The sequence below is a fragment of the Pseudomonas sp. S3_B08 genome, from assembly GCF_054667725.1.
The window spans coordinates 4,334,918-4,359,264 of record NZ_CP162750.1 but is presented as its reverse complement, the minus strand read 5'-3'; the positions used below and the strand labels follow the sequence as shown (position 1 = coordinate 4,359,264).

The following is a 24,347-nucleotide window of genomic DNA, read 5'->3' as shown; positions in this document are numbered from 1 at the left end:
AAGCTTCGAACAACAAAAACAACATTCGACGATGCACTTTGAGGACTACAACAATGATTATTTACGGTGTGGCATTTCTCGCCTTCTGCACGCTGGTCGGTATCTGGGTCGGTGAATTGCTCGGCAAGCTGATCGGCGTGCCGGCCAATGTCGGCGGTGTCGGTATTGCGATGCTGCTGTTGATCGGCCTGGGCAGCTATCTCTACAAGAGCGGCTGGCTCAAGGGCAAGACCGAGCAGGGCGTGGAGTTCTGGAGCGCGATCTACATCCCCATCGTGGTCGCCATGGCCGCGCAGCAGAATGTCTACGGTGCGCTGAAGGGCGGGCCGATGGCGATTCTCGCCGGCACCCTCGCCGTAGTGATCGCTTTTGCCCTGGTGCCGGTGCTGACGCGCATGGGCAACAAGCAAGAGACGCCGATTGCTCCTGCCAAGACTGCGGGGTAATCGCCATGTACGAATCAATGATGAAAGTGATCACCGGCTACGGTCTGATCAGCGGCTTTTTGATTGTCGGCCTGACCATGTGGGTGTCCTACTGGATGTCCAACACTTTCACCAAGGGCCGTCTGCACGGTTCGGCGATCGCCATTCTGCTCGGGCTGGTGCTGTCGTATATCGGCGGCGCACTGACCGGTGGGCAAAAAGGCGTGGTGGATATTCCCCTGCTGTCCGGCATCGGCCTGCTCGGCGGTGCGATGCTGCGGGATTTCGCGATTGTGGCGACGGCGTTTGGCGTGAGTGTCGATGAGCTCAAACGCGCCGGATTCGTCGGTGTGCTGGCGCTGTTTGTCGGCGTTGGCACCTCGTTCGTCGCCGGGGTCGGCGTGGCGATGGCGTTCGGCTACACCGATGCGGTGAGCCTGACCACCATTGGCGCGGGTGCCGTGACTTACATTGTCGGCCCGGTGACCGGCGCGGCGATTGGTGCCAGTTCCGAGGTGATGGCGCTGTCGATTGCGGCGGGGCTGATCAAGGCGATTCTGGTGATGGTGATGACACCGTTCGTGGCACCGATGATCGGCCTGAACAATCCTCGCAGCGCGGTGATTTTCGGTGGGTTGATGGGCACCTCCAGCGGCGTTGCCGGAGGTCTGGCGGCCACCGATCCGAAGCTGGTGCCGTACGGTTGCCTGACGGCGGCGTTCTACACCGCGCTCGGGTGTCTGCTTGGGCCTTCGCTGTTGTTTCTGGCGATGCGCGGGTTGATGGGTTAGTCAATTTAAGCTGCCCTCACCCCAACCCTCTCCCGGAGGGAGAGGGGACTGACCGAGTTGTTCTGGCGTTATACATCGACCTGAAATTTCTAAGTCGAACTCAGGTTCTGAAAAAGCCCCCGATCTGCTCCCTTTCCCCCTCTACCCCTTGGGGGAGAGGGCTGGGGTGAGGGGGTAGCTCTTGATTTTGATCTTGATCTAAACCCCAGCCTGCCGATTGGCATACATCCGACACTCCGCCAGCAACGCCAGCAAATTCGGGTCACGCTCCTTGGCCTTCAGAAACACCACGCCAATGTGCTGCTGCAACCGGTACTTCTCCTGCAACGGAATCAGCTTCACCCGATTCTCGTACACCGCCGCAATCCGCCCCGGCAACAAGGCGTACCCCACCCCTGAGCTGACCATGCTCAGCAGGGTGAAGATGTCATTGACCTGCATCGCCACCTTCGGCTCGAACCCCGCTTGCTTGAATACCCGCACACCGTCCTGATGCGTGGCGAAGCCCTGGGTCAGGGTGATGAAGGTTTCATCGCGCACTTCCGCCAGATCGACTTCACTGCGCTGAGCGAATTTTGAATCGGCCGGGGTGGCGAGGAAGATGTCGTCGGAAAACAGCGAAATCTGCTCGCAATCCGGATCGTTGATGCTGTCGTCCAGCGACACCAGAATCGCGTCGACTTCCATGTTTTTCAGCTTGTAGAGCAGGTCGATGTTCGAGCCGAGGATCAGGTCGATGTTGAGTTCGCTGCGGCGGATTTTCAGGCCCATGATCAGCTGCGGCACGGTCTTCACCGTCAGCGAATACAGCGAGCCGAGCTTGAAGCGCTCGGCGGAGAACCCGGCGGCTTCGCGGGTCAGGCGCACGCTGTCGACGACGTCGTTGATCAGCTTCTGCGCACGTTCTTCCAGCACATAAGCGCTTTCCAGCGGCGTCAGGTTGCGTCCTTCGTGTTTGAACAGCGGGCAGCGCAGGGCGTTTTCCAAAGAGTGAATGGCGCGGTGCACGCTGACGTTGCTGGTCTGCAGTTCGGCGGCAGCGCGGGCGAGGTTGCCGGTGCGCATGAAGGCGAGGAACACCTCGAGTTTTTTCAGGGTCAATTCTTCGTCGATCAGCATGGCGCGGACTCTTTTTGGTATCGGCCGATTGTGCCCAATTCCCGCGGGCCGCGCAGGCGAGGTTGAACAGAAACATTGCGCTTTTACGCTCAAGGCCCGAGCCTTGCGCGCTGCGGTAACGAATGTGAGGTGAGCAATACATGTATCACGGGGAAAAACTCAACGCCTGGACCCATCTGGTCGGGGCCATCGCCGCGTTTATCGGCGGCGTGTGGATGCTGATGATTGCCAGCCTCGACGGCAGTCCGTGGAAGATTGTCAGCGTGGCGATCTACGCCTTCACTTTGCTGGTGCTCTACAGCGCCTCGACCGTGTATCACAGCGTGCGCGGGCGCAAGAAAGCGATCATGAAGAAGGTCGATCATTTCTCGATCTACCTGCTGATCGCCGGCAGCTACACGCCGTTCTGCCTGGTGACGTTACGCGGGCCTTGGGGCTGGACGCTGTTCGGGATTGTCTGGGGGCTGGCGCTGATCGGCATCCTGCAAGAGATCAAACCGCGCTCCGAGGCACGGATTCTGTCGATCGTGATTTACGCGGTGATGGGCTGGATCGTGCTGGTCGCAGTCAAACCGCTGATTGCCGCACTGGGCACAGCGGGGTTTGCCTGGCTGGCATCGGGCGGGGTTTTGTATACGGTGGGGATTATCTTTTTTGCCCTCGATCACCGCCTGCGGCATGCCCATGGCATCTGGCATCTGTTCGTGATTGCCGGGAGTTTGCTGCACTTTGTGGCGATTCTGTTTTACGTCCTGTAAATGCAATCCCTGTGGGAGCGAGCCTGCTCGCGAAGGCGTCAGGTCAGCCAACACCTTCGTTGAATGAAACACCGCTTTCGCGAGCAGGCTCGCTCCCACAATAAATCTTCAGTGAACTCTGGTTTTGTGAACACCCTAGATCCAATGTGGGAGCGAGCCTGCTCGCGAAGGGGCCTTAGAAGTCACCCCACAGTTGCTGGGCCACCGCCAACGCCACCACCGGCGCGGTCTCGGTGCGCAACACGCGCGGGCCGAGGCGGGCAGCGTGGAAACCGTTGCCTTTGGCCTGCTCGACTTCGCCATCCGTCAACCCACCTTCCGGTCCGATCAGAAACGCCAGCGTCGCCGGTTTGGCATGGCTGACCAGCGGTTCTGCGACCGGATGCAGCACCAGTTTCAATTCGGCTTCGGTCTGCTTGAGCCAGTCCGCCAGCAATACTGGTGGATGAATCACCGGCACCCGTGAACGCCCGCACTGTTCGCAGGCACTGATCGCCACTTGGCGCCAGTGCAGCAAGCGCTTGTCGGCGCGTTCGTCCTTGAGCCGCACTTCGCAGCGTTCGCTGAAGATCGGGGTGATTTGCGTCACGCCGAGTTCAGTGGCTTTCTGAATCGCCCAGTCCATCCGCTCGCCCCGGGACAGGCCTTGGCCGAGGTGGATCTGCAGCGGCGATTCGACCTGTCCGGCGAATTGCTCGTCGATTTGTACAACCACGCGTTTCTTGCCGACTTCGACGAGCGATCCGCGAAACTCATGGCCGGAACCGTCGAACAACTGCACCGCATCGCCTTCGGCCATGCGCAGGACGCGGCTGATGTAATGCGCCTGGGCCTCCGGCAGTTCGTGTTCGCCAGTGCTCAGCGGGGCGTCGATAAAGAAGCGGGACAGTCTCATGCGGGGTCTCTGTAAAAAGTGTAAAAGTCTGGCGGCCCTATCGCTGGCAAGCCAGCTCCCACAAGGACTTGCGCAGGACCTGTGGGAGCTGGCTTGCCAGCGATGACGGTAGTCCGTTCACCGCTGAAGCTTAAGTGAAATAGATCAGCCCGGATCGCGGAATCCCGGATGGAAGTCTTTCGGCACGGCCACGCTGACGCTGTCACGCGTAGCAATATCAATACCTTCACTGGCCACTTCGGCCAGAAAGTCGATCTGCTCCGGGGTGATCACATACGGCGGCAGGAAATACACCACGCTGCCCAGTGGCCGCAACAACGCGCCACGTTCCAGCGCATGCTGGAACACCTTCAAACCGCGACGCTCCTGCCAAGGGTAGGCTTCTTTCGTGGCTTTATCCTTGACCATCTCAATGGCCAGGACCATGCCGGTCTGGCGCACTTCGGAGACGTTGGGGTGATCGACCAGATGCGCGGTCGCCGAGGCCATGCGCTGTGCCAAGGCTTTGTTGCTCTCGATGACGTTGTCCTGCTCGAAAATGTCCAGGGTCGCCAATGCCGCAGCGCAGGCCAGCGGGTTGCCGGTGTAGCTGTGCGAATGGAGGAAGGCGCGCAGGGTCGGGTAGTCGTCGTAGAAGGCGCTGTAGACCTCGTCGGTGGTCAGGCACGCGGCCAGCGGCAGGTAGCCGCCGGTGAGGGCTTTGGACAGGCAGAGGAAGTCCGGGCGGATGCCGGCCTGTTCGCAGGCGAACATCGTTCCGGTGCGGCCGAAGCCGACGGCGATTTCGTCGTGGATCAGGTGCACGCCGTAACGGTCGCAGGCCTCGCGCAACAGCTTGAGGTAGACCGGGTGATACATGCGCATGCCGCCCGCGCCCTGAATCAACGGCTCGACGATCACTGCCGCGACGCTGTCATGATTCTCTGCCAGCGTCTGTTCCATGGCCGCGAACATATTGCGTGAGTGTTCTTCCCAGCTCATGCCGTCGGGCCGGCCGTAGCAATCCGGGCTCGGCACTTTGATGGTGTCCATCAGCAGCGCTTTGTAGGTCTCGGTGAACAGCGGCACATCGCCGACCGCCATCGCCGCCATGGTCTCGCCGTGGTAGCTGTTGGTCAGGGTGACGAAGCGCTTCTTGTTCGGCTGGCCGCGATTGAGCCAGTAGTGAAAGCTCATCTTCAGCGCGACTTCGATGCAGGACGAGCCGTTATCGGCGTAGAACACCCGGTTCAGGCCTTGCGGGGTCATCTTCACCAGGCGCTCGGACAGCTCGATCACCGGCTGGTGGCTGAAACCGGCAAGGATCACGTGTTCGAGTTGATCGACCTGATCCTTGATGCGCTGGTTGATGCGCGGGTTGGCGTGGCCGAACACGTTGACCCACCAGGAACTGACTGCGTCGAGGTAGCGCTTGTCCTCGAAGTCTTCGAGCCAGACGCCTTCGCCGCGCTTGATCGGGATCAGCGGCAGCTGTTCGTGGTCTTTCATCTGGGTGCAGGGATGCCACAACACCGCGAGATCGCGTTGCATCCACTGGTTATTCAGGCCCATTTACAGTCTCCTCGAGGCGGCTCGCGTCAGGCGCGGGCGAACAATCGCGCAAGCCTATGCAATGCATCGCGCGGGAACAACCCATTGTGTCGATTGAACTACTTTGTCTGAGCCGATAGACGTCGCTGGCGGCGTTTTGATGGCTAACGTATTCTTCGCGGTTCTTTGAGTCGTCTGACTCGCAAAACTGCTTTTTCCCACATGTTTTTCCGGAGTTCGCTGAATGTCTGTCGGTTGGCTGCGCGCCTGTGCGCTGGTGATGTTGGGGCTGTTCAGCGTTACGGCGCTGGCCAAGGATAAAACCGCGATCGTGATCGGCGGCGGCCTCTCGGGTCTGACCGCTGCTTACGAACTGCAGAACAAAGGCTGGCAGGTCACCCTGCTGGAAGCCAAACCGAGCCTGGGCGGGCGCTCGGGCATGGCCACCAGCGAGTGGATCGGCAACGACAAGACCCAGCCGGTGCTGAACAAGTACGTGTCGACCTTCAAGCTCGGCACCACGCCGGCGCCGGAATTCGTGCGTACGCCGGGTTATCTGATCGACGGCGATTATTTCTCCGCCGCTGATCTGGCCACCAAACAGCCAGCCACCGCCGATGCGCTCAAGCGCTACCAGAAAACCCTCGACGATCTGGCGCGCTCGATCGACGACCCGCAGAACCCGGCGGCGACCGCCACCCTGCATGCACTGGACCAGATCACCGTATCGAGCTGGCTCGACAAGCAGAACCCGCCGGCCACCGCGCGTCAGTTGATCAACCAGGACATTCGCACCCACTACGACGAACCTTCGCGTCTGTCGCTGCTGTATTTCGCTCAGCAGAACCGCGTCTATCGCGGCGTTTCCGACCGCGACCTGCGCGCCTCGCGTCTGGTCGGCGGCAGCCAGGTCCTGGCCCAGGCCTTCGTCAAACAGATCAAGACCATCAAGACCAGCTCGCCGGTCTCGGCCATCATCCAGGACAAGGACGGTGTGACCGTCAAAGTCGGCAGCGTCGGCTATCAGGCCGACTACGTTGTGCTGGCGGTACCGCTGCGCGCGCTGAACAAAATCGCCCTGACCCCTGCGCTGGATGCTCAGCACCTGGCGGCGATCAAAGGCACCAACTACGGCTGGCGCGACCAGATCATGCTGAAGTTCAAGACGCCAGTGTGGGAAAGCAAATCGCGCATGTCCGGCGAGATCTACAGCAATACCGGTCTGGGCATGCTCTGGATCGAACCGGCACTGAAGGGCGGCGCCAACGTGGTGATCAACCTGTCCGGCGATAACGCCCGTGTGATGCAGGCGTTCGGCGACAAGCAGATGGTCGATCAGGTGCTGATCCGTCTGCACGCGTTTTACCCACAGGCCCGTGGCTCGTTCACCGGTTATGAAATCCGTCGCTACAGCACCGATCCGTCGATGGGCGGCGCCTACCTGGCTTACGGCCCGGGGCAGATCAGCAAGTTCTGGCGCCTGTGGGAACGTCCGCTGCAACGCGTAGCGTTTGCCGGCGAACACACCGACACCTTGTACCCGGGCACTCTGGAAGGCGCACTGCGCACCGGCCAGCGCGCGGCCAGCCAGGTTGAAGATCTGGCGGCAGGCAAGTCGTTCGAACCGGCCAAAGTGGTTCCGGCTGCAGCTGCGGCAGGCGCGGCGGGTGCGGTAGCGGCGAAGAAGGGCAACTTCTTCAGCAACCTGTTCGGCGGTTCGGATGACGAGAAGAAGCCAGAGCCTGTGAAAGCGCCAGAGCCAGCACCTGCTCCGGCCGCTCCAGCGCCTGCACCGACCCCGGCACCTGCGCCAGCGCCGGTGGAAGCACCGAAGCCAGCGGCCCCGGTAAAAGCCGAGCCGGCGAAAAAAGCAGCGGCCAAGCCAGCGGCGAAGAAACCGGCGGCAAAAACCGAAACGAAAAAGCCGGCGGCCAAACCGGCGGCGAAGAAGGCTGAACCGGCGAAGAAGCCAGCGGCCAAGCCTGCTGCAACGACCGAGACCAAGGCGCAGTAAGGCTTTGTTCACATGAAAACGCGGCCCTCGGGTCGCGTTTTTTTTACCCTGCGTTTCAGTCCTTCGTCATCCGGTTACGGGACTTACCGGCGTACCGGAGCCTTCCCACAAGATGCTCGGAATGAGGTGATAGCGGCTGCCAGCGCGCCAATTTTATGCTGGAAAAAATTGGAGGCATGCTATGAAAACGCTTATCGCGATACTGGTTTTGATTGCACTTTCCGGATGTAGCAACGGGCAATTTTTCCCCGGCGGCTATGGTTCTGAACTGGCGCACAAGTGCCACATAGACCCCTACAGTGCCGAATGCCTGCAACCGCCGGCAGTACTCCATAACTGATCGGCCATGAATGGCTGGTCAGTCAAAACTCCCACTTGAAGAATTCTGTCCCGTTCGGCAGTTTCCTCAGCCACTTTTGCTTGGGTTTGCGCAGGCGCCCGGGAATGAAACCGAAACGCGCCCAGCGCAGACTGCCCGTGCGCTGGTCGTAAATCACCAGGTTTCCATCGTCCTGCACAGTCATGTATGTGTTGTACCAAAGCGACTTGTCGGTGCTGTGCGTGCTTTCCGCGATCCATAATCGTCGCCTGGAGGGGTCATAAAGAAAGCCGCTGTTGCTGATCACAAACTGCAGCGGCTCGCGCATCTTCTTCGGGTGCAAAGTTGCGCTGTAAGGTTGATTGGCGTCGGCGATCCAGATGATCGCCTCACCGTCCTTGAGCACGAGGTTCCCGTCGCTTTGCAGCATCAGACGAAATCGACCGTTCTCGGATTGCAGGAATTGGCCCGCAGACATCGTTTGATTGGGCGGCAGTACAGACGAACCACTTGCTTGAAAGGGCGTATATCGCAGAGCCATGTTTTCGTGCCTGTTTGAATAATGAAAAGAAGCATCATTCGAGCAGGTTTGAATTGCGCATCAGCGGTACATAGTTATCAGGGTCGAGTTTCGCCGTATGCGTGTGCAGAGATGACGATGGTCAATGCAGCCCCCGTCATTTGTACAAGCGCTCTACGCAGGAATCGCCTTTAATCCTTCCTTAACACCCCGCTCGCAGACTCTTGATCGTATTTATCGATATTTCAAAGCAAAATTTTCCGCTTTAATTCGATAGATAACTCGCTAGTCTTGGTTCGCAGTTCTCACAGGATTTGGGCAATGCAGCTACGTAACTCTTCTTCGCGCTATGGTTGGGTCAGCATCTTCATGCACTGGGGCGTGGCGCTGGCGGTCTTCGGGCTGTTTGCACTGGGTCTGTGGATGGTTGGGCTGGATTACTACAGCACTTGGCGCAAAGACGCGCCGGATCTGCACAAGAGCATCGGTCTGGTGCTGCTTGGTGTGATGGTGTTGCGGGTGCTGTGGCGCTTCATCAGCCCACCGCCGCCAACGCTGCAAAGCTACAGCCGCATGACCCGTATCGGCGCTAAGTTCGGCCACGGGTTTCTGTATCTGGCGCTGTTCGCTGTGATGATTGCCGGTTACCTGATTTCCACCGCAGACGGTGTCGGGATCCCGGTGTTTGGCCTGTTTGAAGTCCCTGCTCTGCTCTCCGGACTACCGGATCAGGCAGATACCGCTGGGGTGATTCATCTGTGGCTGGCGTGGGCACTGGTAATTTTTTCCGGTCTCCATGCGTTGGCAGCATTGAAGCACCACTTTATCGATCGTGATGCGACCCTCACTCGAATGCTCGGTCGCAAAGCCTGAAATTCAACCTCGACTCAAAGGAAAAGAAAGCATGTTGAAAAAGACTCTGGCCGCTCTGGCAATCGGCTCGGCCGTGCTGTCCGCCAACGTAATGGCTGCTGACTATGTAGTAGACAAGGAAGGCCAGCACGCCTTCGTCGACTTCAAGATCAGCCACCTGGGCTACAGCTACATCACCGGTACCTTCAAGGACATCGACGGCAAGTTCAGCTTCGACGCTGCCAAGCCTGAAGACAGCAAGATCGAGTTCAACGTCAACACTGCCAGCGTGTTCACCAACCACGCCGAGCGCGACAAGCACATCGCCAGCGCTGACTTCCTCAACGCCAGCAAGTTCGGCAAGGCTACCTTCGTGTCCACCAGCGTCAAGTCCACCGGTGCCAACACCGCTGACGTGACCGGCGACCTGACCCTGCTGGGCGTAACCAAGCCGGTTGTCGTCAAGGCAACTTTCCTGGGCGAAGGCAAGGATCCATGGGGCGGCTACCGTGCCGGCTTCGAAGGCACCACCACCATCAAGCGTTCCGATTTCGGCAAGCAGAAAGACCTCGGTCCGAAGTCCGATGCGGTCGAGCTGTATGTTTCGTTCGAAGGTGTGAAAGCGAAATAAATTTCGCCGCCACATGAAAACGCCCCCGGTCGAAAGGTCGGGGGCGTTTTTTTTGTCATAACACGCTATTCCTTGTGGGAGCGAGCCTGCTCGCGAAAGCGGTGTGTCAATCGGCAAAGATTCAGCTGACCCGCCGCCTTCGCGAGCAGGCTCGCTCCCACAGGGGTATTGCGGTATGGCAGAGATAATCGAGGTAAAAAAATGCCCCGGCTCTTTCGAGTCGGGGCATTTTCATGGCGGGTTAAAACTCAGCGATTGCGGGTCAGCAGTGCTGGTTTCTCGCCACGCGGGCGGCTTGGCAGTTGATCGAGCTGCTCAGGCGTCGGGAAGCGGTCGGCTTTCGATTCCTTGTGCATGATCTTCGGCCCGTTGCTGCGCGGGTTCTGCACGGCCGGTTCGCTGCGAGGCTGATCGTCACGGGCCGGGCGGCGGTTGCGTGGTGCGGATTCGTCGCGACGACCCTGACCGTCACGCGGTGCGCCGTTGCGCGGGCCGCTGCGTTTGGCCGGTGGCGTGCCGGTGCTCGAGCCGTTGCTGTTGCGTGGACCGTTCTGACGACCCTGAGGCTGGCCACCGCGTGGTGCGCCCGCGCCTTGCGCCGGTGCGCCCGGACGACGGCCACGGCCACCGGCAGGAGCGGCTTTCGGCACGTAGTCGACGCGGTTACCGAAGTTATCGATATCGTCGTCAAGGAATTCGTCCGGGGCACGGTCAGCCGCTGCACGCGGTGGCTGGCTCGGGCGCTGTTCGCGGCTCGGGGTGCCTTCGCGCGGTTTCTGCTGACGGGCAGGGCGCTCGCCACGTTCACCGGCCGGCTTTTCCTTGCCCTTGTCTTTGCCTTTGTCCTTGCGACCGCCGCCACCGCCGCCGCCATTCGGGCCGTCGCCACGTGGGCCACGAGAATTGCGCGGGTTGCGGATGTCCGGACGCTCGCGGGCTTCCGGCTTCTCGGCTTCGATGGTGCTGGAGTCGAAGCCCATCAGATCGCCGTCGGCAATCTTCTGCTTGGTCATGCGCTCGATGCTTTTCAGCAGTTTTTCTTCGTCCGGCGCGACCAGCGAGATCGCCTCGCCCGAACGGCCCGCGCGGCCGGTACGGCCGATACGGTGTACGTAGTCTTCATCGACGTTCGGCAGCTCGAAGTTGACCACATGCGGCAACTGATCGATGTCCAGGCCACGGGCAGCGATGTCGGTGGCAACCAGAATGCGTACTTCGCCGGCCTTGAAGTCGGCCAGGGCTTTGGTGCGCGCGTTCTGGCTCTTGTTACCGTGGATTGCCACAGCCGGCAGGCCGTGTTTGTCCAGGTATTCAGCGAGACGGTTGGCGCCGTGCTTGGTGCGGGTAAAAACCAGTACCTGTTCCCACGCGCCGGCGGTGATCAGGTGCGCCAGCAGCGCACGTTTGTGGCTGGCGGGCAGGCGGAACACGCGTTGTTCGATGCGCTCGACCGTGGTGTTCGGCGGCGTCACTTCGATGCGTTCCGGGTTGTGCAGCAGTTTGCCGGCGAGGTCGGTGATGTCTTTGGAGAAGGTCGCCGAGAACAGCAGGTTCTGGCGCTTGGCCGGCAGGCGTGCGAGGACTTTCTTCACGTCGTGCACAAAACCCATGTCGAGCATGCGGTCGGCTTCGTCGAGAACGAGAATTTCCACGTGGGACAGATCGACGCTGCCCTGGCCGGCGAGGTCGAGCAAGCGACCCGGGCAGGCGACGAGAACGTCGACGCCACGGGACATGGCCTGGACCTGCGGGTTCATGCCGACGCCGCCGAAGATGCAGGCGCTGACGAATTTCAGGTCACGGGCGTAGATCTTGAAGCTCTCGTGCACCTGAGCCGCGAGTTCGCGGGTCGGGGTCAGGACCAGCACGCGAGGTTGGCGCGGGCCGTGACGCTGGGATTTGTCCGGGTGACCGTTGGGGAACAACCGCTCCAGAATCGGGAGGGCGAAGCCGCCGGTTTTACCGGTACCTGTCTGAGCCGCCACCATCAGGTCGCGACCTTGCAACACGGCGGGAATGGCCCGCTGTTGCACCGGAGTAGGCTCGGTATAGCCCGCATCTTCGATGGCACGGACTAAAGCCTCGGAGAGACCGAGGGAAGCAAAGGACATGAGTAATCCTGTTTTAGTTAGGGCTTGGCCCAATGGGAGTCTTGCCTGGCGCGAATCACGTTTAAGAGGACGCAATCCCGTCCGGTCCAGCGGCGGTTCCGAAGGCACGTCAGGAGCGCTCGCGCGGGCTGAAAGCTGCGCTGTAGCGGGTCGAGAGGCCTGTTACGGTTCCGGGCGTCCGGGCGTGAGCCTGGCGGGAACGCCGGAGTATAACAGAGCAATCACTGCGCGCTGCTTTCCTGCTGCTCAACGGTTTCGCCGCTGGCCGTGGCCGAGCGCAGTGATGCGCTATCGACAGGCGCGGCACCGTAGCGCGCGCTGAGCTCGGCGTAGGCCGGTTCGCGCTTGAAACGCTTGAGCTCGGCACCGAAACGCTGCACCAGCAAATCCATGCCGGCATTGCGCCGAACTGCTAGAAACTGGCTCTGGCGGCTGATAACCGTCGGGTTTTCCGTGATCAGATCGCGAATATCCAGTTCATCGAGCAAATGCTGACCGACGCGGCGATCGGTAATCAGCAGGTCAATCCGCCCGCGCACCAGTTTGCCGAAATTGGCTTCATGAGTTGGCGCCGGCTCACGGGTAAACAGGTCCGACTGGCTGAAGTCAGGGCTGTACAGATAACCCGGCGAGGTGCCGATGGTCAGGCCTTTGAGTTGTTCGAGGGTGTTGAATGGATGCGGCCGCTCGTTGGCGTAGAACATCACGAATTCGACGTCGGACAGCGGTTCGCTGGGGTAGAGCAGAGTGGCGTCGCGTTCGGCGCTGTGAAAGATGTCCAGCGCACCGTCGGCTTGACCGGTCTCGAGCATCGACAGGCAGCGCTTCCACGGCAGGAACTGCCATTCCACTTCAATGCCCAGGCGCTGGAACACGATGGCGGTGGTTTCGTAGTCAAGACCGAGGTTTTTACCACCCTGTTCGTAGACGTAAGGCGCCCACGGCTCGGTGACAATACGCAACTTCTCCCCCCGAGCGGCGACGCTCAGGCAAGTCAGAAGAATAACGCTCAGCAGTTGGGCAATAAGGGGCATGGCCTGAGGTTAGTACGCGAAACGCCTGATGAGAAGCTCTGGCATGCATGTTTCGCGCAGACCCCGGGCGCAATGGCCGCGATGGCCTTATTTGCTTGCGGTTTTCAGCAGGTGTTGGTGGACCTTCGCGTGACGCGAACCAAGGATCCGCTTGACCAGGCCGCGACTGAACCAGTCCCTGAGCAAGTGCCTGCAAACCGGCTTGCCGATGCGTTGCTGCTGGTTTTCCAGCGCCTTGTCCCACCAGACCGCTGCACACGCCTGATCGAACTCGTTGGGATGTTCATAGCAGCCGTAAAGGATTTCGCGAATGAACTGACGCAGATGTGCCGGCAGCAGCAACGTGACGAGCTTGTAGAACATCCGCTGCAGTCGCGGTGGTCGAGGCAGTTGCGGTGATACACGTCGGGTGTCGTCCAGTGCAGCCTCGCCGGTCGGGTTGTCGCCATGTTTGGCGACCCAGGCCTGAACCTTGGCCCTGAACAGGTGCTTGCGGCTCCAGTAATGGTGAATCAAATCAGGGCACTTGTTGACGTCCAGCGTGCGATAGGCAGCCACTGACAGGCAGAACTCTTCGAGGGTGTAGGCGCCCTGTGCCGACGGGAACAGCTCATCGATCAAAGCGATGGAGCGGTCGAGCACGTGAGCGTCCTGGCGGTGCAAGCCGATGACGCCGGAGTTGAGCAGGCGCATGTGATCGTCAGTCAGACCTTTGTCCAGCAGTGTGGCCGACAGCGTGCGGTAGAGCAGGCTCATCTTGTTGTCGCCATAGCGGGCGTAGTAGTCATTGCACAGCAGGGTGCCGGGCTGTACCCGCTCGAACAGTTTGAGCGGCGAGCAGTGGAAGAACGTGTCGGTGTCGATCAACAGCGCCGTTTCATGCTCTTCAAGTACCGAGCGCAAAGCGACATGTTTGATGCGGAAATGATAACCGTGGGGCTCGCTCCATTTCTGGCGCGTTTCGGCGTCCAGCGGGCGAACGCGTACGGGGAGATGTGCATAGGGTTGCGGATTGTCGCTGAAGACCTGGATATCGATCGGGGCATCCGGTGTCTCGCGCAACCACGCCAGAGCACTGGCGATGCTGAAAACAGCTTCCTGATGGTAAGTCTCGGCACCGAAAACCAGATAGACCAGTTGAGGGCGTGTTTTTGTTTGCGCGCAGATCATCGACGACAATATTCCATTTGTGCTTTTCAGTGAAAAGGCCCGGTGAGGGCCTTTTTTATCGCATGGAAAACCTTCAGCGCGGCAGCTTGAGGTTGTTCCAGATGGCCAGGCTAGGTTCGGCCTGGTTCATCGAGTAGAAGTGCAGCCCCGGTGCGCCGCCCTGCAGCAGGCGTTCGCACATTTCGCTGACGACTTGTTCGCCAAAGCTTTGAATGCTTCGCGTGTCGTCGCCGTAGGCTTCCAGTTGCTTGCGGATCCAGCGCGGGATTTCCGCACCGCAGGCATCGGAGAAGCGCGCGAGTTTGCTGTAGTTGGTGATCGGCATGATCCCCGGCACGATCGGCAGATCCACGCCCAGCGCCTGCAAACGGTCGACGAAGTAGAAGTAGCTGTCGGCGTTGAAGAAGTACTGGGTGATCGCGCTGTCGGCACCGGCCTTTGCCTTGCGCACGAAGTTGGCGAGATCGTCTTCGTAGTTGCGTGCTTGCGGATGCATCTCCGGGTAAGCCGCGACTTCGATGTGGAAATGATCGGCGGTTTCTTCACGAATGAATTCCACCAGCTCATTGGCGTGACGCAGCTCACCGCTGGTCATGCCCATGCCGGACGGCAGGTCGCCACGCAGGGCAACGATGCGCTTGATGCCGGCAGCCTTGTATTCGTTCAGCAGGCCGCGCAGGTCGTCCTTGCTGTCACCGACGCACGACAGGTGCGGTGCGGCGGGTACTTTGACTTCGCTTTCCAGCTGCAACACGGTGTTGAGCGTGCGATCACGGGTCGAACCGCCAGCGCCGTAGGTGCAGGAAAAGAAATCAGGATTGTAGGTGGCCAACTGACGGGCAGTGGCAAGCAGCTTTTCTTGCCCGGCATCGGTCTTGGTCGGGAAAAACTCGAAGCTGTAGCGACGGTCTTGGGACATGGTCATACCCTTGGAAACAAGTACCTTCGAGACGCTGCAATCCGGTGTGGGAGCGAGCCTGCTCGCGAAAGAGCTGGGTCAGACAACACGGATGTTGAATGATAAGCCGCCTTCGCGAGCAAGCTCGCTCCCACAGGGAGAGCGAGCATTCAGCGCCTGTTAGTAACGGTAGGCGTGCGGCTTGAACGGGCCTTCGACGGTGACGCCGATGTAGTCAGCCTGTTGCTTGGTCAGTTGGGTGACCACGCCGCCGAAGCCGCGAACCATTTCCAGGGCCACTTCTTCGTCGAGTTTCTTCGGCAGCACTTCAACGGTCAGACGCTCGGCTTTCTGCGCTGGCGACAGGTCGGCGTACTTCTGGCCGAACAGGAAGATCTGTGCCAGAACCTGGTTGGCGAACGAACCGTCCATGATGCGGCTCGGGTGACCGGTGGCGTTGCCCAGGTTCACCAGACGGCCTTCGGCCAGCAGGATCAGGTAATCGTCGTTCTGTGGATCGAAGCTGCCGGCACCGGTGCGGTGAACCTTGTGCACCTGTGGCTTCACTTCTTCCCATGCCCAGTTCTTGCGCATGAAAGCGGTGTCGATTTCGTTGTCGAAGTGACCGATGTTGCTGACCACGGCGCGCTTCTTCAGCGCTTTGAGCATGTTCGCGTCGCAAACATTGACGTTACCGGTGGTGGTCACGATCAGGTCGATCTTGCCCAGCAGCGCTTTGTCGATGCTTGCTTCGGTGCCGTTGTTGATACCGTCGATGAACGGCGAAACCAGTTCAAAACCGTCCATGCACGCCTGCATGGCGCAGATCGGGTCAACTTCGGAAACCTTAACGATCATGCCTTCCTGACGCAGGGACTGGGCCGAGCCCTTGCCCACGTCACCGTAACCGATGACCAGCGCTTGCTTGCCGGACAGCAGGTGGTCGGTGCCGCGCTTGATCGCATCGTTCAGGCTGTGACGGCAGCCGTACTTGTTGTCGTTCTTGGACTTGGTCACCGAGTCGTTGACGTTGATCGCCGGGATCTTCAGCTCGCCCTTGGCCAGCATGTCCAGCAGACGGTGTACGCCAGTGGTGGTTTCTTCGGTCACGCCGTGAACGCGATCCAGCACTTGCGGGTATTTCTTGTGCAGCAGCTCGGTCAGGTCGCCGCCGTCGTCGAGGATCATGTTGGCGTCCCATGGCTGGCCATCCTTGAGGATGGTCTGCTCCAGGCACCACTCGTACTCTTCTTCAGTCTCGCCTTTCCAGGCGAACACCGGGATACCGGCGGCAGCGATAGCGGCAGCGGCCTGATCCTGAGTGGAGAAAATGTTGCAGGACGACCAGCGTACTTCGGCACCCAGGGCAACCAGGGTTTCGATCAGCACGGCGGTCTGAATGGTCATGTGGATGCAGCCGAGGATTTTCGCGCCCTTGAGCGGCTGTTCGGCAGCGTATTTGCGGCGCAGACCCATCAGGGCAGGCATTTCCGATTCGGCGATGATGGTTTCGCGACGGCCCCAGGCAGCCAGGGACATGTCGGCAACTTTGTAATCGGTAAAATCGGCAGGCGTGTTGACAGCGCTCATGAAGAGCCTCCATTCGTAATGTATGCGAATGGGCGCCGTTGTGCGTTTAGTGTCCGGCGTGAGCCGGTCAACGCCCCATCCGAGCCTGACAGGTCGAACCTGCTGCAGCGCCCCTCGGACAGGTGGCGGGAAAACGGTAGCCAATGAACGTTACCGTTTTTTGAAACGGGGGCGATTATAGCCGCCCGGGCTGATCTTCCAAAGGGTTTCTGTCGGCCAGATGAAGATCGCCAATGGCGACCATAGTCGCAGCTGCCTGGAGCCTGACTGAGCAGTCTGCCAAGATGGGCGCATCTTTCGGCAAGCGCTCAGGAGTGAACATGAATTTCCACACCCGCAAATGGGTTAAACCTGAAGACCTCAACCCCAACGGCACCCTGTTCGGCGGCAGCCTGCTGCGCTGGATCGATGAAGAAGCGGCGATCTACGCCATCGTGCAACTGGGCAACCAGCGCGTGGTGACCAAGTACATCTCGGAAATCAACTTCGTCAGCGCCTCGCGCCAGGGCGACATCATCGAACTGGGCATCACCGCCACCGAATTCGGCCGCACCTCGATCACCCTGACCTGCGAAGTGCGCAACAAGATCACCCGCAAGAGCATCCTGACCGTCGAGAAAATGGTGTTCGTCAACCTCGGCGAAGACGGCCTGCCGGCGCCGCACGGGCGGACCGAGATCAAATACGTGAAAGACCAGTTCAAGGATGACGAAGCCGTCAGCGAGTAATGCGAGCCCTGTAGGAGCTGCCGAAGGCTGCGATCTTTTGATCTTGTTTCTGAAAATCAAAATCAAAAGATCGCAGCCTTCGGCAGCTCCTACCCTGGATTGGCGTGCATCCAGAGATTTGCGCCGCGCCTACAGAACGTATTCCCAAGCGCAACGGTCGTAGCTACATCGCCCCCCACCGGTTGCCACGCCATGACCACCCCCACCAGCGAAAAGACCCCCGACCTCTCGGCCAAGGAGCAGCACGAAGTCGAGAAGAGCCAGCCGCCGCGCGCGGCCGTTCTGCATGAAATCATCCGCACCCAGGGCGACCAGGAACTGGAGCGCAGCATTGCCGCGCTGTGGTGGTCGGCGCTGGCGGCAGGATTGACCATGGGCCTGTCCCTGATGGGCATGGGCCTGCTCAATTCGCGCCTGCCCGACGGAGACGAATTCAAGGTGATCGCCAGTTTCGGCTACTGCGCCGGTTTCCTCGCGGTGATCCTTGCCCGCCAGCAGCTGTTCACCGAGAACACCTTGACCGCCGTGCTGCCGGTGATGACCAAGCCGACGCTGAAGAACTTCCTGCGACTGATCCGTCTGTGGACAGTGGTACTGGTCGGCAACCTCTGCGGGACGATTCTGGTCGCCTACGTGATGCTGGAACTGCCGATTTTCGACAGCAAGACCGACGTCGCCTTCCTCGAGATCGGCCGCAAGGTCATGGAGCACAGCGCCAGTCAGATGTTCGCCAAGGGCATCGTCTCCGGCTGGATGATCGCCACCATGGTCTGGATGATCCCCTCCATGGAGAGCGCGAAGATGTGGATCATCATCCTCATCACCTACTTCATGGCGCTGGGCGACTTCACCCATATCGTCGTCGGATCGGCGGAAGTGTCCTATCTGGTGTTTGCCGGCGAGTTGCCGTGGAGTGATTTCTGGGCGGTGTTCGCCGCGCCGACGCTGGCAGGAAATATCATCGGCGGCAGCTTTATCTTCGCGCTGATCAGCCATGCGCAGATTCGCAGCGAAAGCGGTGCGCCGAAGGAATCTGCGGATCAGGCTGTTAAGCCCGATCCGCAGTCGATCAAGAAATGATCAGTGGTGGGCTGGCTCAGCCACGCTCGCGGGCTCGTTGCGCGTCGCGTGCTTGACCAGTTTGCCGATGGTCAGGCCCTGCAGCAGGATCGACGACAGCACGACGATGTAGGTGATGCTCAGCAGCAGATCGCGCTCCGGGCCCAGCGGCAGCGCCAGCGCCAGTGCCACCGAAACACCGCCGCGCAAACCGCCCCAAGTGAGGATGCGGATCGTGCCGGCCGGCACTGAGCGCCAGCGCCGCAGCAGCAGGATCGCCGGCGCCACGGTAAGCAGGCGCGACAACAGAATCGCCACCGCCAGCAGACCTGCGGCGGCCATGTGCAGCCAGTTGAACGGCAGCAGCAACAACTCCATGCCGATCAGCGCGAACAGCAAAGCGTTGAGCATGTCATCGAGCAGCTCCCAGAAACCGTCCAGATAGCGACGGGTCATGTCGTTCATTGCCAGATTGCGCCCGAGGTTGCCGATGATCAGACCGGCCACCACCATCGCAATCGGCGCCGAGACGTGCAGTTCGGTGGACATCGCCGAACCGCCGATCACCAGGGCCAGGGTCAGCATCACGGTGATCTGATGCTGCTCGACGCTTTTGATCATCCGATAGACCAGATAACCGATCAGCCCGCCGAACAACACACCGCCAATCGCCTCATGGACGAAGAGCATGGCCGTGGCGCTGACGGTCGGGGTTTCGCCCAGTTGCGCGATGCCCAGCAGCACGGTGAAGACCACCACCGCCGTGCCGTCGTTGAACAGTGATTCGCCGACGATGGTGGTTTTCAGTGGCTTCGAAGCATTGGCGGTACGCAACACGCCGAGTACCGCAATCGGGTCGGTCGGTGAGATCAGCGCGCCGAACAACAGGCAGTAGAGGAAACTCACGTGCCAGCCGAACAGGGCAAAAATGTAGAAGGCCAGGCTGCCGATCACCACGGTGGCGATCAACACGCCGAAGGTCGCCAGCAGGCCGATCGGCCAGCGGTAGCTGCGCAAGTCATTCAAGTTGACGTGCAGGGCGCCGGCGAAAAGCAGGAACGAGAGCATCCAGTTCATCAGCAGATCGCCGAAATCGATCTGGCCGATCAGTTGCTGCACGCGATCTTCGAGGCCGGGAAAGCCGAGGACGCTGAGGCCTTGCAGGAGCAATGAGAACAGCAGGGCGGTAACCATCACGCCGATGGTCGGCGGCAGGCCGATAAAGCGGAAATTGACGAAGGTCAGGAGGGTGGTGAGGCAGATGAAAGCGGCGACAAGTTCAAGCATCCGGGGTCCTTTGGATGAGGGGTGAATGGAGCGCGACCGGAGGTTGGACGCAGGGGTTTGATGGGCGAACAGCGACATGGGACACACCACAGTTCATTGTGGCGAGGGGATTTATCCCCGCTCGGCGGCGAAGCCGTCGCAATCCGGTTTATCGATTATTCCTGACAAAACCCGATTGAAGGTTTTGGGGCTGCTGCGCAGCCCAAGGGGGATAAATAGAGGTCTCAGCCAGACACATTGACCGCACTCGCCTGCCGACGTTGCAGGTAAATGAACAACAGCGCCGTCAGCACCGTCAGCACGCCGACCAGCGCCCCGGTCCACGGCAGATCCGTCAGATCCGCGCCGCTGGCAACCACCAGTCCACCGATCCAGGCACCTGCTGCGTTGCCAAGGTTGAACGCGCTCTGGTTCAGCGTCGAACCCAGATTCGGCGCTTCATGCGCCTGATCGATGATCAGCAGCTGCAGAATCGGGCACAGCGCAAAAGCGAAAATCCCCCATAGCACCAGGGTAATCGCCGCCGGAATCACCGCACGGCTGGTCTGGCTGAACGCCGCCAGAATCACCACTACTGCCAGTGCCACGCCGACCAGTGACGGCAGCAAGCGGCTATCGGCCAGACGCCCGCCGAGCATGCTGCCCGCTGTCAGGCCGACGCCGAACAACAGCAGCATCACCGTCACGCCGTGGGGGCTGACGCCAGTGATGTCTTGCAGAATCGGCGCGATATAGGTGAACACGCTGAACAGGCTGGTCGAGGCCAGCACGCTCATGCCCAGCGCCAGCAGCACGTTGGCCTTGCCCAGCACTTTGAATTCGCTGGCGAGGTTGGCTTTGTCCATCGCGATGTGTTTTGGCAGCCACAACCACTGCGCCAGCGCCGCAACAATGCCGATCACCGACACCGCCCAGAAGGTCGAGCGCCAGCCAGCGTATTGGCCAAGCGCTGTGCCGAGTGGCACGCCAAGCACGTTGGCCAGGGTCAGGCCGGTGAACATCATGGCAATGGCTTGCGCGCGTTTGTTCGGCGCAACCAGGCCGGCAGCAACCACCGAGCCAATGCCGAAAAACGCGCCATGACACAGTGCCGTGACCACCCGCGCCGCCATCAGCGTCGCGTAGTTCGGCGCGAGCGCGCAGAGCACGTTGCCGAGGATGAACATCAGCGTCATGCCCAGCAGTGTCGCTTTGCGCGGCATATTGGCGGTGCCGATCGCCAGGATCGGTGCGCCGAACACCACGCCCAGGGCGTAACCGGTGATCAGCAGCCCGGCGTGAGGAATGCTCACCGCCAGATCGCGGGCGACGTCGGGCAGCAGGCCCATGATGACGAATTCGGTAGTGCCGATGCCGAACGCGGCAACGGCGAGTGCAATTAAAGCGAGGGGCATGCGCAAGGTCTCTGTCGGTAGTCTTGACGCTTTGATCAGGCATACGCGTGCCAGCGACCGTTTTCGAAGAAAGCGGAGCAGGCAGCTTTTATTGGAGTTTTTGGTGTGCAGCTGAGTACGGCGTGGTGGGTTGCAGTATAAACAGCTGCTGACACATGACGAATCAATAATCTGACTAATCGACGGCTCACTGGAATTGCCGTGTTATATCCAGCTGAAAGAACCTTTCGGCCGGGCGCTGCTCTTAGCCTGTGGGCAGGTGCTGATCGGCATGCTGGTGATGAAGTTCTGACCGCTCGCCAATTTCTCCAATCGAAAAAAGGACGACGTTATGACAGTGGCTCTGTGGTGTGTGTTGATCGCGATTTTCCTGCCGTACGTGTGCACGATCGTGGCGAAGGCCACCGGCGGTTTCCGCCTCAAGGACAATTATGATCCACGGGACTTTCTCGACAGCGTCGATGGCGTCGCCCGTCGCGCCCATGCCGCGCAACTGAACAGCTTTGAAGTAACGCCTGCGTTTGCCGCTGCGGTGATCGTTGCCCACTTGGTCGGCACTGCGCAGCTGGTGACGGTCAATGTGCTGGCCGTGCTGTTTATCACCAGTCGCCTGCTGTACATCATCTGCTACCTGGCTGACTGGGCTGCACTGCGTTCGGTGGTGTGGTTTATCGGGATGGGGCTGATTGCTTCGTTCTTCTTTGTGTCGATCTGATTATCGGCTGTTGCTGCCGGCCTCTTTGCGAGCAGGCTCGCTCCCACATGGAAATGCATTCCAGATGTAGGAGCGAGCCTGCTCGCGAAAGCGATGGATCAGGCCACGAAGAATTTAAGATTTTTGCTTCGGTGTATCCGCCACCTGCGGGACCTGCGGCAACGCCGCCCCTTTAGGCCAGAGCATCCATATCTGCCCCTGCTGTTTCATGTCCCCGGCCAGTTGCCCGGCCGCATCACCCGTGCCCCAGAACAGATCCGCGCGCACCTCACCGGCAATCGCGCCGCCGGTATCCTGCGCCGCGACCGGGCGCACCAGTGGGGTGCCATCCGGCTTGGTGGTCGACAGCCATAACAGACTGCCCAACGGAATCACCTTGCGATCCACCGCCGCGCTGTAGCCGGCGGTCAGCGGCACGTTCAGCGAGCCGCGCGGGCCTTCGTTGCTGTCCGGGTTGCGGGTGAAGAACACGTAGCTCGGGTTGCTGGCGAGCAGTTCCGGAATGCGCGTCGGGTTGGCCTTGGCCCAGTTGCTGATCGCGCTCATGGTCACGTCTTCTTTCTTCAGCTCGCCTTGCTCGACCAGCCAGCGACCGATCGGCCGGTACGGGTGGCCGTTCTGATCGGCGTAGGCGATGCGCAACTGTTTGCCGTCCTCGGTCTGAATCCGGCCCGAACCCTGGATCTGTAGAAATTGCAGATTCATCGGATCAGTCAGATAGGCGACCACTGGCGCTTTCACGCCTTTGGATTCGATGGTCGCCGCGTCGTCGTAAGGCTTGAGCACGCGACCTTCGAGGCGGCCGCGCAGGCGCTTGCCTTTCAATTCCGGGTAGATGCTGTCGAGCGAGACGATGATCATGTCTTCCGGCACGCCGTACACCGGCACGTTCGCCGTTGCGGTGGGCGTCAGGCTGCCGGGGTACACCGGTTCGTAGTAGCCGGTGATCAGACCGTTGGGGTTGTCGTTCTCGGCGCGCAGGCCGTAGACATCGAGATTCTGCTTGAGGAATGCACGAATCTCGGCGGCGCTTTGCGGCACATTCACCGCCGCAGCGCAGGTCGGCCCCCAGACTGCGTCGGCTTTGAGTCGTGTGCAGGCGCTGCGCCACGAGCCGAAACCGGCGACCAGATCGCTGTCGGAGACCGCGGGCAAGGCTTCCCAGGTCGCGCTGGAATAGGTGGCCAGCGCATGGGTTTTTGGTTTGGCGCTGTCGCCGCCTGTGCAACCGGCGAGGATGGCGAGCAGTGGAAGGGTGACGATAAGCGGGTGACGCCAGGCCGTGAAGCGGCTGTTCATGGAGTGATTCCTGTGCCGGTTGGCCGAGAGCTCCATGCGCTCGACCAACCCGTATTTTTAATAGGGCTATTGGTGTTTGGCGGTGAGCCGAGGATACTGGCCGCCGATTTCCGCGACCTGAAGCCATCATGACTCTGAAACCAATTGCTGTTGTATTGCTGGCCTGTCTGACCTTGTCCGCCTGTGGCGGCGTCGACCCGAATTCGCCGCTGGGCCAGCGCAAGGTCATCTTCAAGCAGATGCTCAAGACCAGCGAAGACCTCGGCGGCATGTTGCGTGGGCGCATTGCCTTCGACGGGCCGAAATTTGCCGAAGGTGCGGTCAGACTTGATGCGTTGGCCCATGAGCCGTGGAAGCATTTTCCGCAGGTGCGCGAGCAAGATCACACCAGCGCCAAGGACGATGTCTGGCAGAAACAGGCGCGTTTTCAGGAACTGGCCCGCGCCCTTGAAGCGGCTACCGGTGAATTGGTGGTCGCCAGTCAGGTTCAGCCGTACAAGGCCAGCAATCTTGGGCCGGCAGTGCAGAAAGTCGAGGATGCCTGCAGTGCTTGCCATAAAGAGTTTCGCGATCATTGATTCCTGAAGCTGCTGAGTACGTTGTGGCGAGTGAGTACCTTGTGGCGAGGGGATTTATCCCCGATGGGCTGCGAAGCAGCCCCAAAACCATACAACCGGTTTTTTTCAGTCGGACCCGACTAGCCAAATTTGCGACGGCCTCGCCGCCGGACGGGGATAAATCCCCTCGCCACAGGGGCTCCGGTTACTTATCGATCTCGTCCAGCGCTTCCTGCAGTTCCTTGCGCGACTCGGCGAGCTTTTCCTTGCGCTTGTTGATCTTCTCCGGATCGCCTTTCTTCATGGCCTTGTCGAGGTCCGCCTGACGCTGGCTGACTTCGTGCTTGGCCTCAAGCACCTTGTTCTCACGTTCTTTCTTCAGCCCGGCATCGGTGCAATGTTCGTTCACTTCACGCAGTGCGGTTTCCAGGCCTGCCTGCTGCTCCATGTTGCCGCGCGACTTGGCCTGTTCGATCTGATTGATGATGCCCTGCTTCTTGGCAGCGCAACCGGTCAGGCCCGGGCCGTCTTCTTCGGCCATGACCGGGGCGGCCATGACGCCGCAAAGAGTAAGCAGGGCGAGCGGTGCGAGAAATTTCATAAAAGCTCCATGTGCAAAGGCAATCGGGGTGGGAGGGCACTGCGCTGTTG

At 60.3% G+C, this 24,347-nt stretch carries 23 protein-coding genes and 1 riboswitch; of the genes, 10 read left to right on the top strand and 13 right to left on the bottom strand.

Features of this window, described 5'->3' with window-relative positions:
* Nucleotides 1–53: 53 nt before the first annotated feature.
* Complete coding sequence (gene madL, locus AB4N73_RS19765) at nucleotides 54–446, top strand: malonate transporter subunit MadL (RefSeq protein WP_016772756.1); 393 nt, start codon at nucleotides 54–56, stop codon at nucleotides 444–446.
* Nucleotides 447–451: 5 nt separating this feature from the next.
* Entirely contained in the window at nucleotides 452–1,216 is a 765-nt protein-coding gene (madM, locus tag AB4N73_RS19760; protein ID WP_041476796.1) for a malonate transporter subunit MadM, read from the top strand.
* Between the two features lie 198 nt (nucleotides 1,217–1,414).
* Here madM and AB4N73_RS19755 read toward each other — a convergent pair whose 3' ends face one another.
* Nucleotides 1,415–2,335, bottom strand: a complete 921-nt coding sequence (locus AB4N73_RS19755) for a LysR family transcriptional regulator (protein ID WP_122881817.1) — start codon at nucleotides 2,333–2,335, stop codon at nucleotides 1,415–1,417.
* Between the two features lie 140 nt (nucleotides 2,336–2,475).
* Here AB4N73_RS19755 and trhA point away from each other — a divergent pair, with 140 nt between their 5' ends.
* Nucleotides 2,476–3,093: a PAQR family membrane homeostasis protein TrhA gene (gene trhA, locus AB4N73_RS19750; RefSeq protein WP_460142448.1), complete on the top strand. Its 618-nt coding sequence runs from the start codon at nucleotides 2,476–2,478 to the stop codon at nucleotides 3,091–3,093.
* A 175-nt stretch (nucleotides 3,094–3,268) separates the two neighbouring features.
* Here the strand turns inward: trhA and AB4N73_RS19745 are convergent, their stop codons facing one another.
* Nucleotides 3,269–3,988, bottom strand: coding sequence for a 16S rRNA (uracil(1498)-N(3))-methyltransferase (locus tag AB4N73_RS19745; RefSeq protein WP_460142447.1), 720 nt, complete (start codon nucleotides 3,986–3,988; stop codon nucleotides 3,269–3,271).
* 144 nt (nucleotides 3,989–4,132) lie between these two features.
* Nucleotides 4,133–5,539: an adenosylmethionine--8-amino-7-oxononanoate transaminase gene (locus AB4N73_RS19740; RefSeq protein ID WP_460142446.1), complete on the bottom strand. Its 1,407-nt coding sequence runs from the start codon at nucleotides 5,537–5,539 to the stop codon at nucleotides 4,133–4,135.
* A gap of 223 nt (nucleotides 5,540–5,762) precedes the next feature.
* Here AB4N73_RS19740 and AB4N73_RS19735 point away from each other — a divergent pair, with 223 nt between their 5' ends.
* Nucleotides 5,763–7,532 (top strand): flavin monoamine oxidase family protein, encoded by a 1,770-nt coding sequence (locus AB4N73_RS19735; protein ID WP_460142445.1) that lies wholly within the window; start codon nucleotides 5,763–5,765, stop codon nucleotides 7,530–7,532.
* Between the two features lie 362 nt (nucleotides 7,533–7,894).
* On the opposite strand, the gene llpB is transcribed toward AB4N73_RS19735, so the two are convergent.
* Nucleotides 7,895–8,392, bottom strand: a complete 498-nt coding sequence (llpB, locus tag AB4N73_RS19730) for a lectin-like bacteriocin LlpB (protein WP_252877040.1) — start codon at nucleotides 8,390–8,392, stop codon at nucleotides 7,895–7,897.
* Nucleotides 8,393–8,692: 300 nt separating this feature from the next.
* Between llpB and AB4N73_RS19725 the strand changes: the two genes are divergently transcribed.
* A complete protein-coding gene (locus AB4N73_RS19725; RefSeq protein ID WP_041476792.1) occupies nucleotides 8,693–9,244 on the top strand; it encodes a cytochrome b in 552 nt (183 codons plus the stop codon).
* A gap of 31 nt (nucleotides 9,245–9,275) precedes the next feature.
* On the top strand, nucleotides 9,276–9,854 hold the full coding sequence (locus AB4N73_RS19720; RefSeq protein ID WP_039757580.1) for a YceI family protein: 579 nt from the start codon (nucleotides 9,276–9,278) through the stop codon (nucleotides 9,852–9,854).
* Between the two features lie 248 nt (nucleotides 9,855–10,102).
* Here the strand turns inward: AB4N73_RS19720 and AB4N73_RS19715 are convergent, their stop codons facing one another.
* The 5 genes from AB4N73_RS19715 to ahcY all read right to left on the bottom strand — a co-directional run bounded on the left by AB4N73_RS19715 (nucleotide 10,103) and on the right by ahcY (nucleotide 16,657).
* The gene (locus AB4N73_RS19715) at nucleotides 10,103–11,965 is read right to left on the bottom strand and encodes a DEAD/DEAH box helicase (protein ID WP_016772767.1); all 1,863 of its coding nucleotides are present in this window, start codon (nucleotides 11,963–11,965) and stop codon (nucleotides 10,103–10,105) included.
* 221 nt (nucleotides 11,966–12,186) lie between these two features.
* A complete protein-coding gene (locus AB4N73_RS19710) occupies nucleotides 12,187–12,999 on the bottom strand; it encodes a substrate-binding periplasmic protein (protein WP_041476791.1) in 813 nt (270 codons plus the stop codon).
* 87 nt (nucleotides 13,000–13,086) lie between these two features.
* A complete protein-coding gene (locus tag AB4N73_RS19705; protein WP_056786451.1) occupies nucleotides 13,087–14,169 on the bottom strand; it encodes a hypothetical protein in 1,083 nt (360 codons plus the stop codon).
* A gap of 73 nt (nucleotides 14,170–14,242) precedes the next feature.
* Nucleotides 14,243–15,088: a methylenetetrahydrofolate reductase [NAD(P)H] gene (gene metF, locus AB4N73_RS19700; RefSeq protein ID WP_056786871.1), complete on the bottom strand. Its 846-nt coding sequence runs from the start codon at nucleotides 15,086–15,088 to the stop codon at nucleotides 14,243–14,245.
* A gap of 159 nt (nucleotides 15,089–15,247) precedes the next feature.
* Nucleotides 15,248–16,657 (bottom strand): adenosylhomocysteinase, encoded by a 1,410-nt coding sequence (gene ahcY / locus AB4N73_RS19695; RefSeq protein WP_460142444.1) that lies wholly within the window; start codon nucleotides 16,655–16,657, stop codon nucleotides 15,248–15,250.
* Nucleotides 16,658–16,680: 23 nt separating this feature from the next.
* Nucleotides 16,681–16,779: riboswitch (S-adenosyl-L-homocysteine riboswitch) on the bottom strand.
* Nucleotides 16,780–16,977: 198 nt separating this feature from the next.
* On the opposite strand from ahcY, the gene AB4N73_RS19690 reads away from it, so the two are divergent.
* Both AB4N73_RS19690 and AB4N73_RS19685 read left to right on the top strand, forming a co-directional pair.
* A complete protein-coding gene (locus AB4N73_RS19690; protein WP_071173389.1) occupies nucleotides 16,978–17,385 on the top strand; it encodes an acyl-CoA thioesterase in 408 nt (135 codons plus the stop codon).
* A 192-nt stretch (nucleotides 17,386–17,577) separates the two neighbouring features.
* Nucleotides 17,578–18,465, top strand: a complete 888-nt coding sequence (locus AB4N73_RS19685; RefSeq protein WP_122747564.1) for a formate/nitrite transporter family protein — start codon at nucleotides 17,578–17,580, stop codon at nucleotides 18,463–18,465.
* On the opposite strand, the gene AB4N73_RS19680 is transcribed toward AB4N73_RS19685, so the two are convergent.
* Nucleotides 18,466–19,731: a cation:proton antiporter gene (locus AB4N73_RS19680; protein WP_024014630.1), complete on the bottom strand. Its 1,266-nt coding sequence runs from the start codon at nucleotides 19,729–19,731 to the stop codon at nucleotides 18,466–18,468.
* 224 nt (nucleotides 19,732–19,955) lie between these two features.
* The gene (locus AB4N73_RS19675; protein ID WP_460142443.1) at nucleotides 19,956–21,125 is read right to left on the bottom strand and encodes an MFS transporter; all 1,170 of its coding nucleotides are present in this window, start codon (nucleotides 21,123–21,125) and stop codon (nucleotides 19,956–19,958) included.
* Between the two features lie 331 nt (nucleotides 21,126–21,456).
* Here AB4N73_RS19675 and AB4N73_RS19670 point away from each other — a divergent pair, with 331 nt between their 5' ends.
* Nucleotides 21,457–21,840 (top strand): MAPEG family protein, encoded by a 384-nt coding sequence (locus AB4N73_RS19670; RefSeq protein WP_039757593.1) that lies wholly within the window; start codon nucleotides 21,457–21,459, stop codon nucleotides 21,838–21,840.
* A gap of 114 nt (nucleotides 21,841–21,954) precedes the next feature.
* Here the strand turns inward: AB4N73_RS19670 and mltA are convergent, their stop codons facing one another.
* Entirely contained in the window at nucleotides 21,955–23,139 is a 1,185-nt protein-coding gene (gene mltA, locus AB4N73_RS19665) for a murein transglycosylase A (RefSeq protein WP_076564416.1), read from the bottom strand.
* 128 nt (nucleotides 23,140–23,267) lie between these two features.
* On the opposite strand from mltA, the gene AB4N73_RS19660 reads away from it, so the two are divergent.
* Nucleotides 23,268–23,717, top strand: a complete 450-nt coding sequence (locus AB4N73_RS19660; RefSeq protein ID WP_460142442.1) for a c-type cytochrome — start codon at nucleotides 23,268–23,270, stop codon at nucleotides 23,715–23,717.
* A 184-nt stretch (nucleotides 23,718–23,901) separates the two neighbouring features.
* Here AB4N73_RS19660 and AB4N73_RS19655 read toward each other — a convergent pair whose 3' ends face one another.
* Entirely contained in the window at nucleotides 23,902–24,297 is a 396-nt protein-coding gene (locus AB4N73_RS19655; protein WP_016772779.1) for a DUF1090 domain-containing protein, read from the bottom strand.
* Nucleotides 24,298–24,347: the final 50 nt, after the last annotated feature.

Coding starts and splice junctions, on each gene's coding strand:
- madL (WP_016772756.1), top strand. CDS start 54: ATGATTATTTACGGTGTGGCATTTCTCGCCTTCTGCACGCTGGTCGGT.
- madM (WP_041476796.1), top strand. CDS start 452: ATGTACGAATCAATGATGAAAGTGATCACCGGCTACGGTCTGATCAGC.
- AB4N73_RS19755 (WP_122881817.1), bottom strand. CDS start 2,335: ATGCTGATCGACGAAGAATTGACCCTGAAAAAACTCGAGGTGTTCCTC.
- trhA (WP_460142448.1), top strand. CDS start 2,476: ATGTATCACGGGGAAAAACTCAACGCCTGGACCCATCTGGTCGGGGCC.
- AB4N73_RS19745 (WP_460142447.1), bottom strand. CDS start 3,988: ATGAGACTGTCCCGCTTCTTTATCGACGCCCCGCTGAGCACTGGCGAA.
- AB4N73_RS19740 (WP_460142446.1), bottom strand. CDS start 5,539: ATGGGCCTGAATAACCAGTGGATGCAACGCGATCTCGCGGTGTTGTGG.
- AB4N73_RS19735 (WP_460142445.1), top strand. CDS start 5,763: ATGTCTGTCGGTTGGCTGCGCGCCTGTGCGCTGGTGATGTTGGGGCTG.
- llpB (WP_252877040.1), bottom strand. CDS start 8,392: ATGGCTCTGCGATATACGCCCTTTCAAGCAAGTGGTTCGTCTGTACTG.
- AB4N73_RS19725 (WP_041476792.1), top strand. CDS start 8,693: ATGCAGCTACGTAACTCTTCTTCGCGCTATGGTTGGGTCAGCATCTTC.
- AB4N73_RS19720 (WP_039757580.1), top strand. CDS start 9,276: ATGTTGAAAAAGACTCTGGCCGCTCTGGCAATCGGCTCGGCCGTGCTG.
- AB4N73_RS19715 (WP_016772767.1), bottom strand. CDS start 11,965: ATGTCCTTTGCTTCCCTCGGTCTCTCCGAGGCTTTAGTCCGTGCCATC.
- AB4N73_RS19710 (WP_041476791.1), bottom strand. CDS start 12,999: ATGCCCCTTATTGCCCAACTGCTGAGCGTTATTCTTCTGACTTGCCTG.
- AB4N73_RS19705 (WP_056786451.1), bottom strand. CDS start 14,169: ATGATCTGCGCGCAAACAAAAACACGCCCTCAACTGGTCTATCTGGTT.
- metF (WP_056786871.1), bottom strand. CDS start 15,088: ATGTCCCAAGACCGTCGCTACAGCTTCGAGTTTTTCCCGACCAAGACC.
- ahcY (WP_460142444.1), bottom strand. CDS start 16,657: ATGAGCGCTGTCAACACGCCTGCCGATTTTACCGATTACAAAGTTGCC.
- AB4N73_RS19690 (WP_071173389.1), top strand. CDS start 16,978: ATGAATTTCCACACCCGCAAATGGGTTAAACCTGAAGACCTCAACCCC.
- AB4N73_RS19685 (WP_122747564.1), top strand. CDS start 17,578: ATGACCACCCCCACCAGCGAAAAGACCCCCGACCTCTCGGCCAAGGAG.
- AB4N73_RS19680 (WP_024014630.1), bottom strand. CDS start 19,731: ATGCTTGAACTTGTCGCCGCTTTCATCTGCCTCACCACCCTCCTGACC.
- AB4N73_RS19675 (WP_460142443.1), bottom strand. CDS start 21,125: ATGCCCCTCGCTTTAATTGCACTCGCCGTTGCCGCGTTCGGCATCGGC.
- AB4N73_RS19670 (WP_039757593.1), top strand. CDS start 21,457: ATGACAGTGGCTCTGTGGTGTGTGTTGATCGCGATTTTCCTGCCGTAC.
- mltA (WP_076564416.1), bottom strand. CDS start 23,139: ATGAACAGCCGCTTCACGGCCTGGCGTCACCCGCTTATCGTCACCCTT.
- AB4N73_RS19660 (WP_460142442.1), top strand. CDS start 23,268: ATGACTCTGAAACCAATTGCTGTTGTATTGCTGGCCTGTCTGACCTTG.
- AB4N73_RS19655 (WP_016772779.1), bottom strand. CDS start 24,297: ATGAAATTTCTCGCACCGCTCGCCCTGCTTACTCTTTGCGGCGTCATG.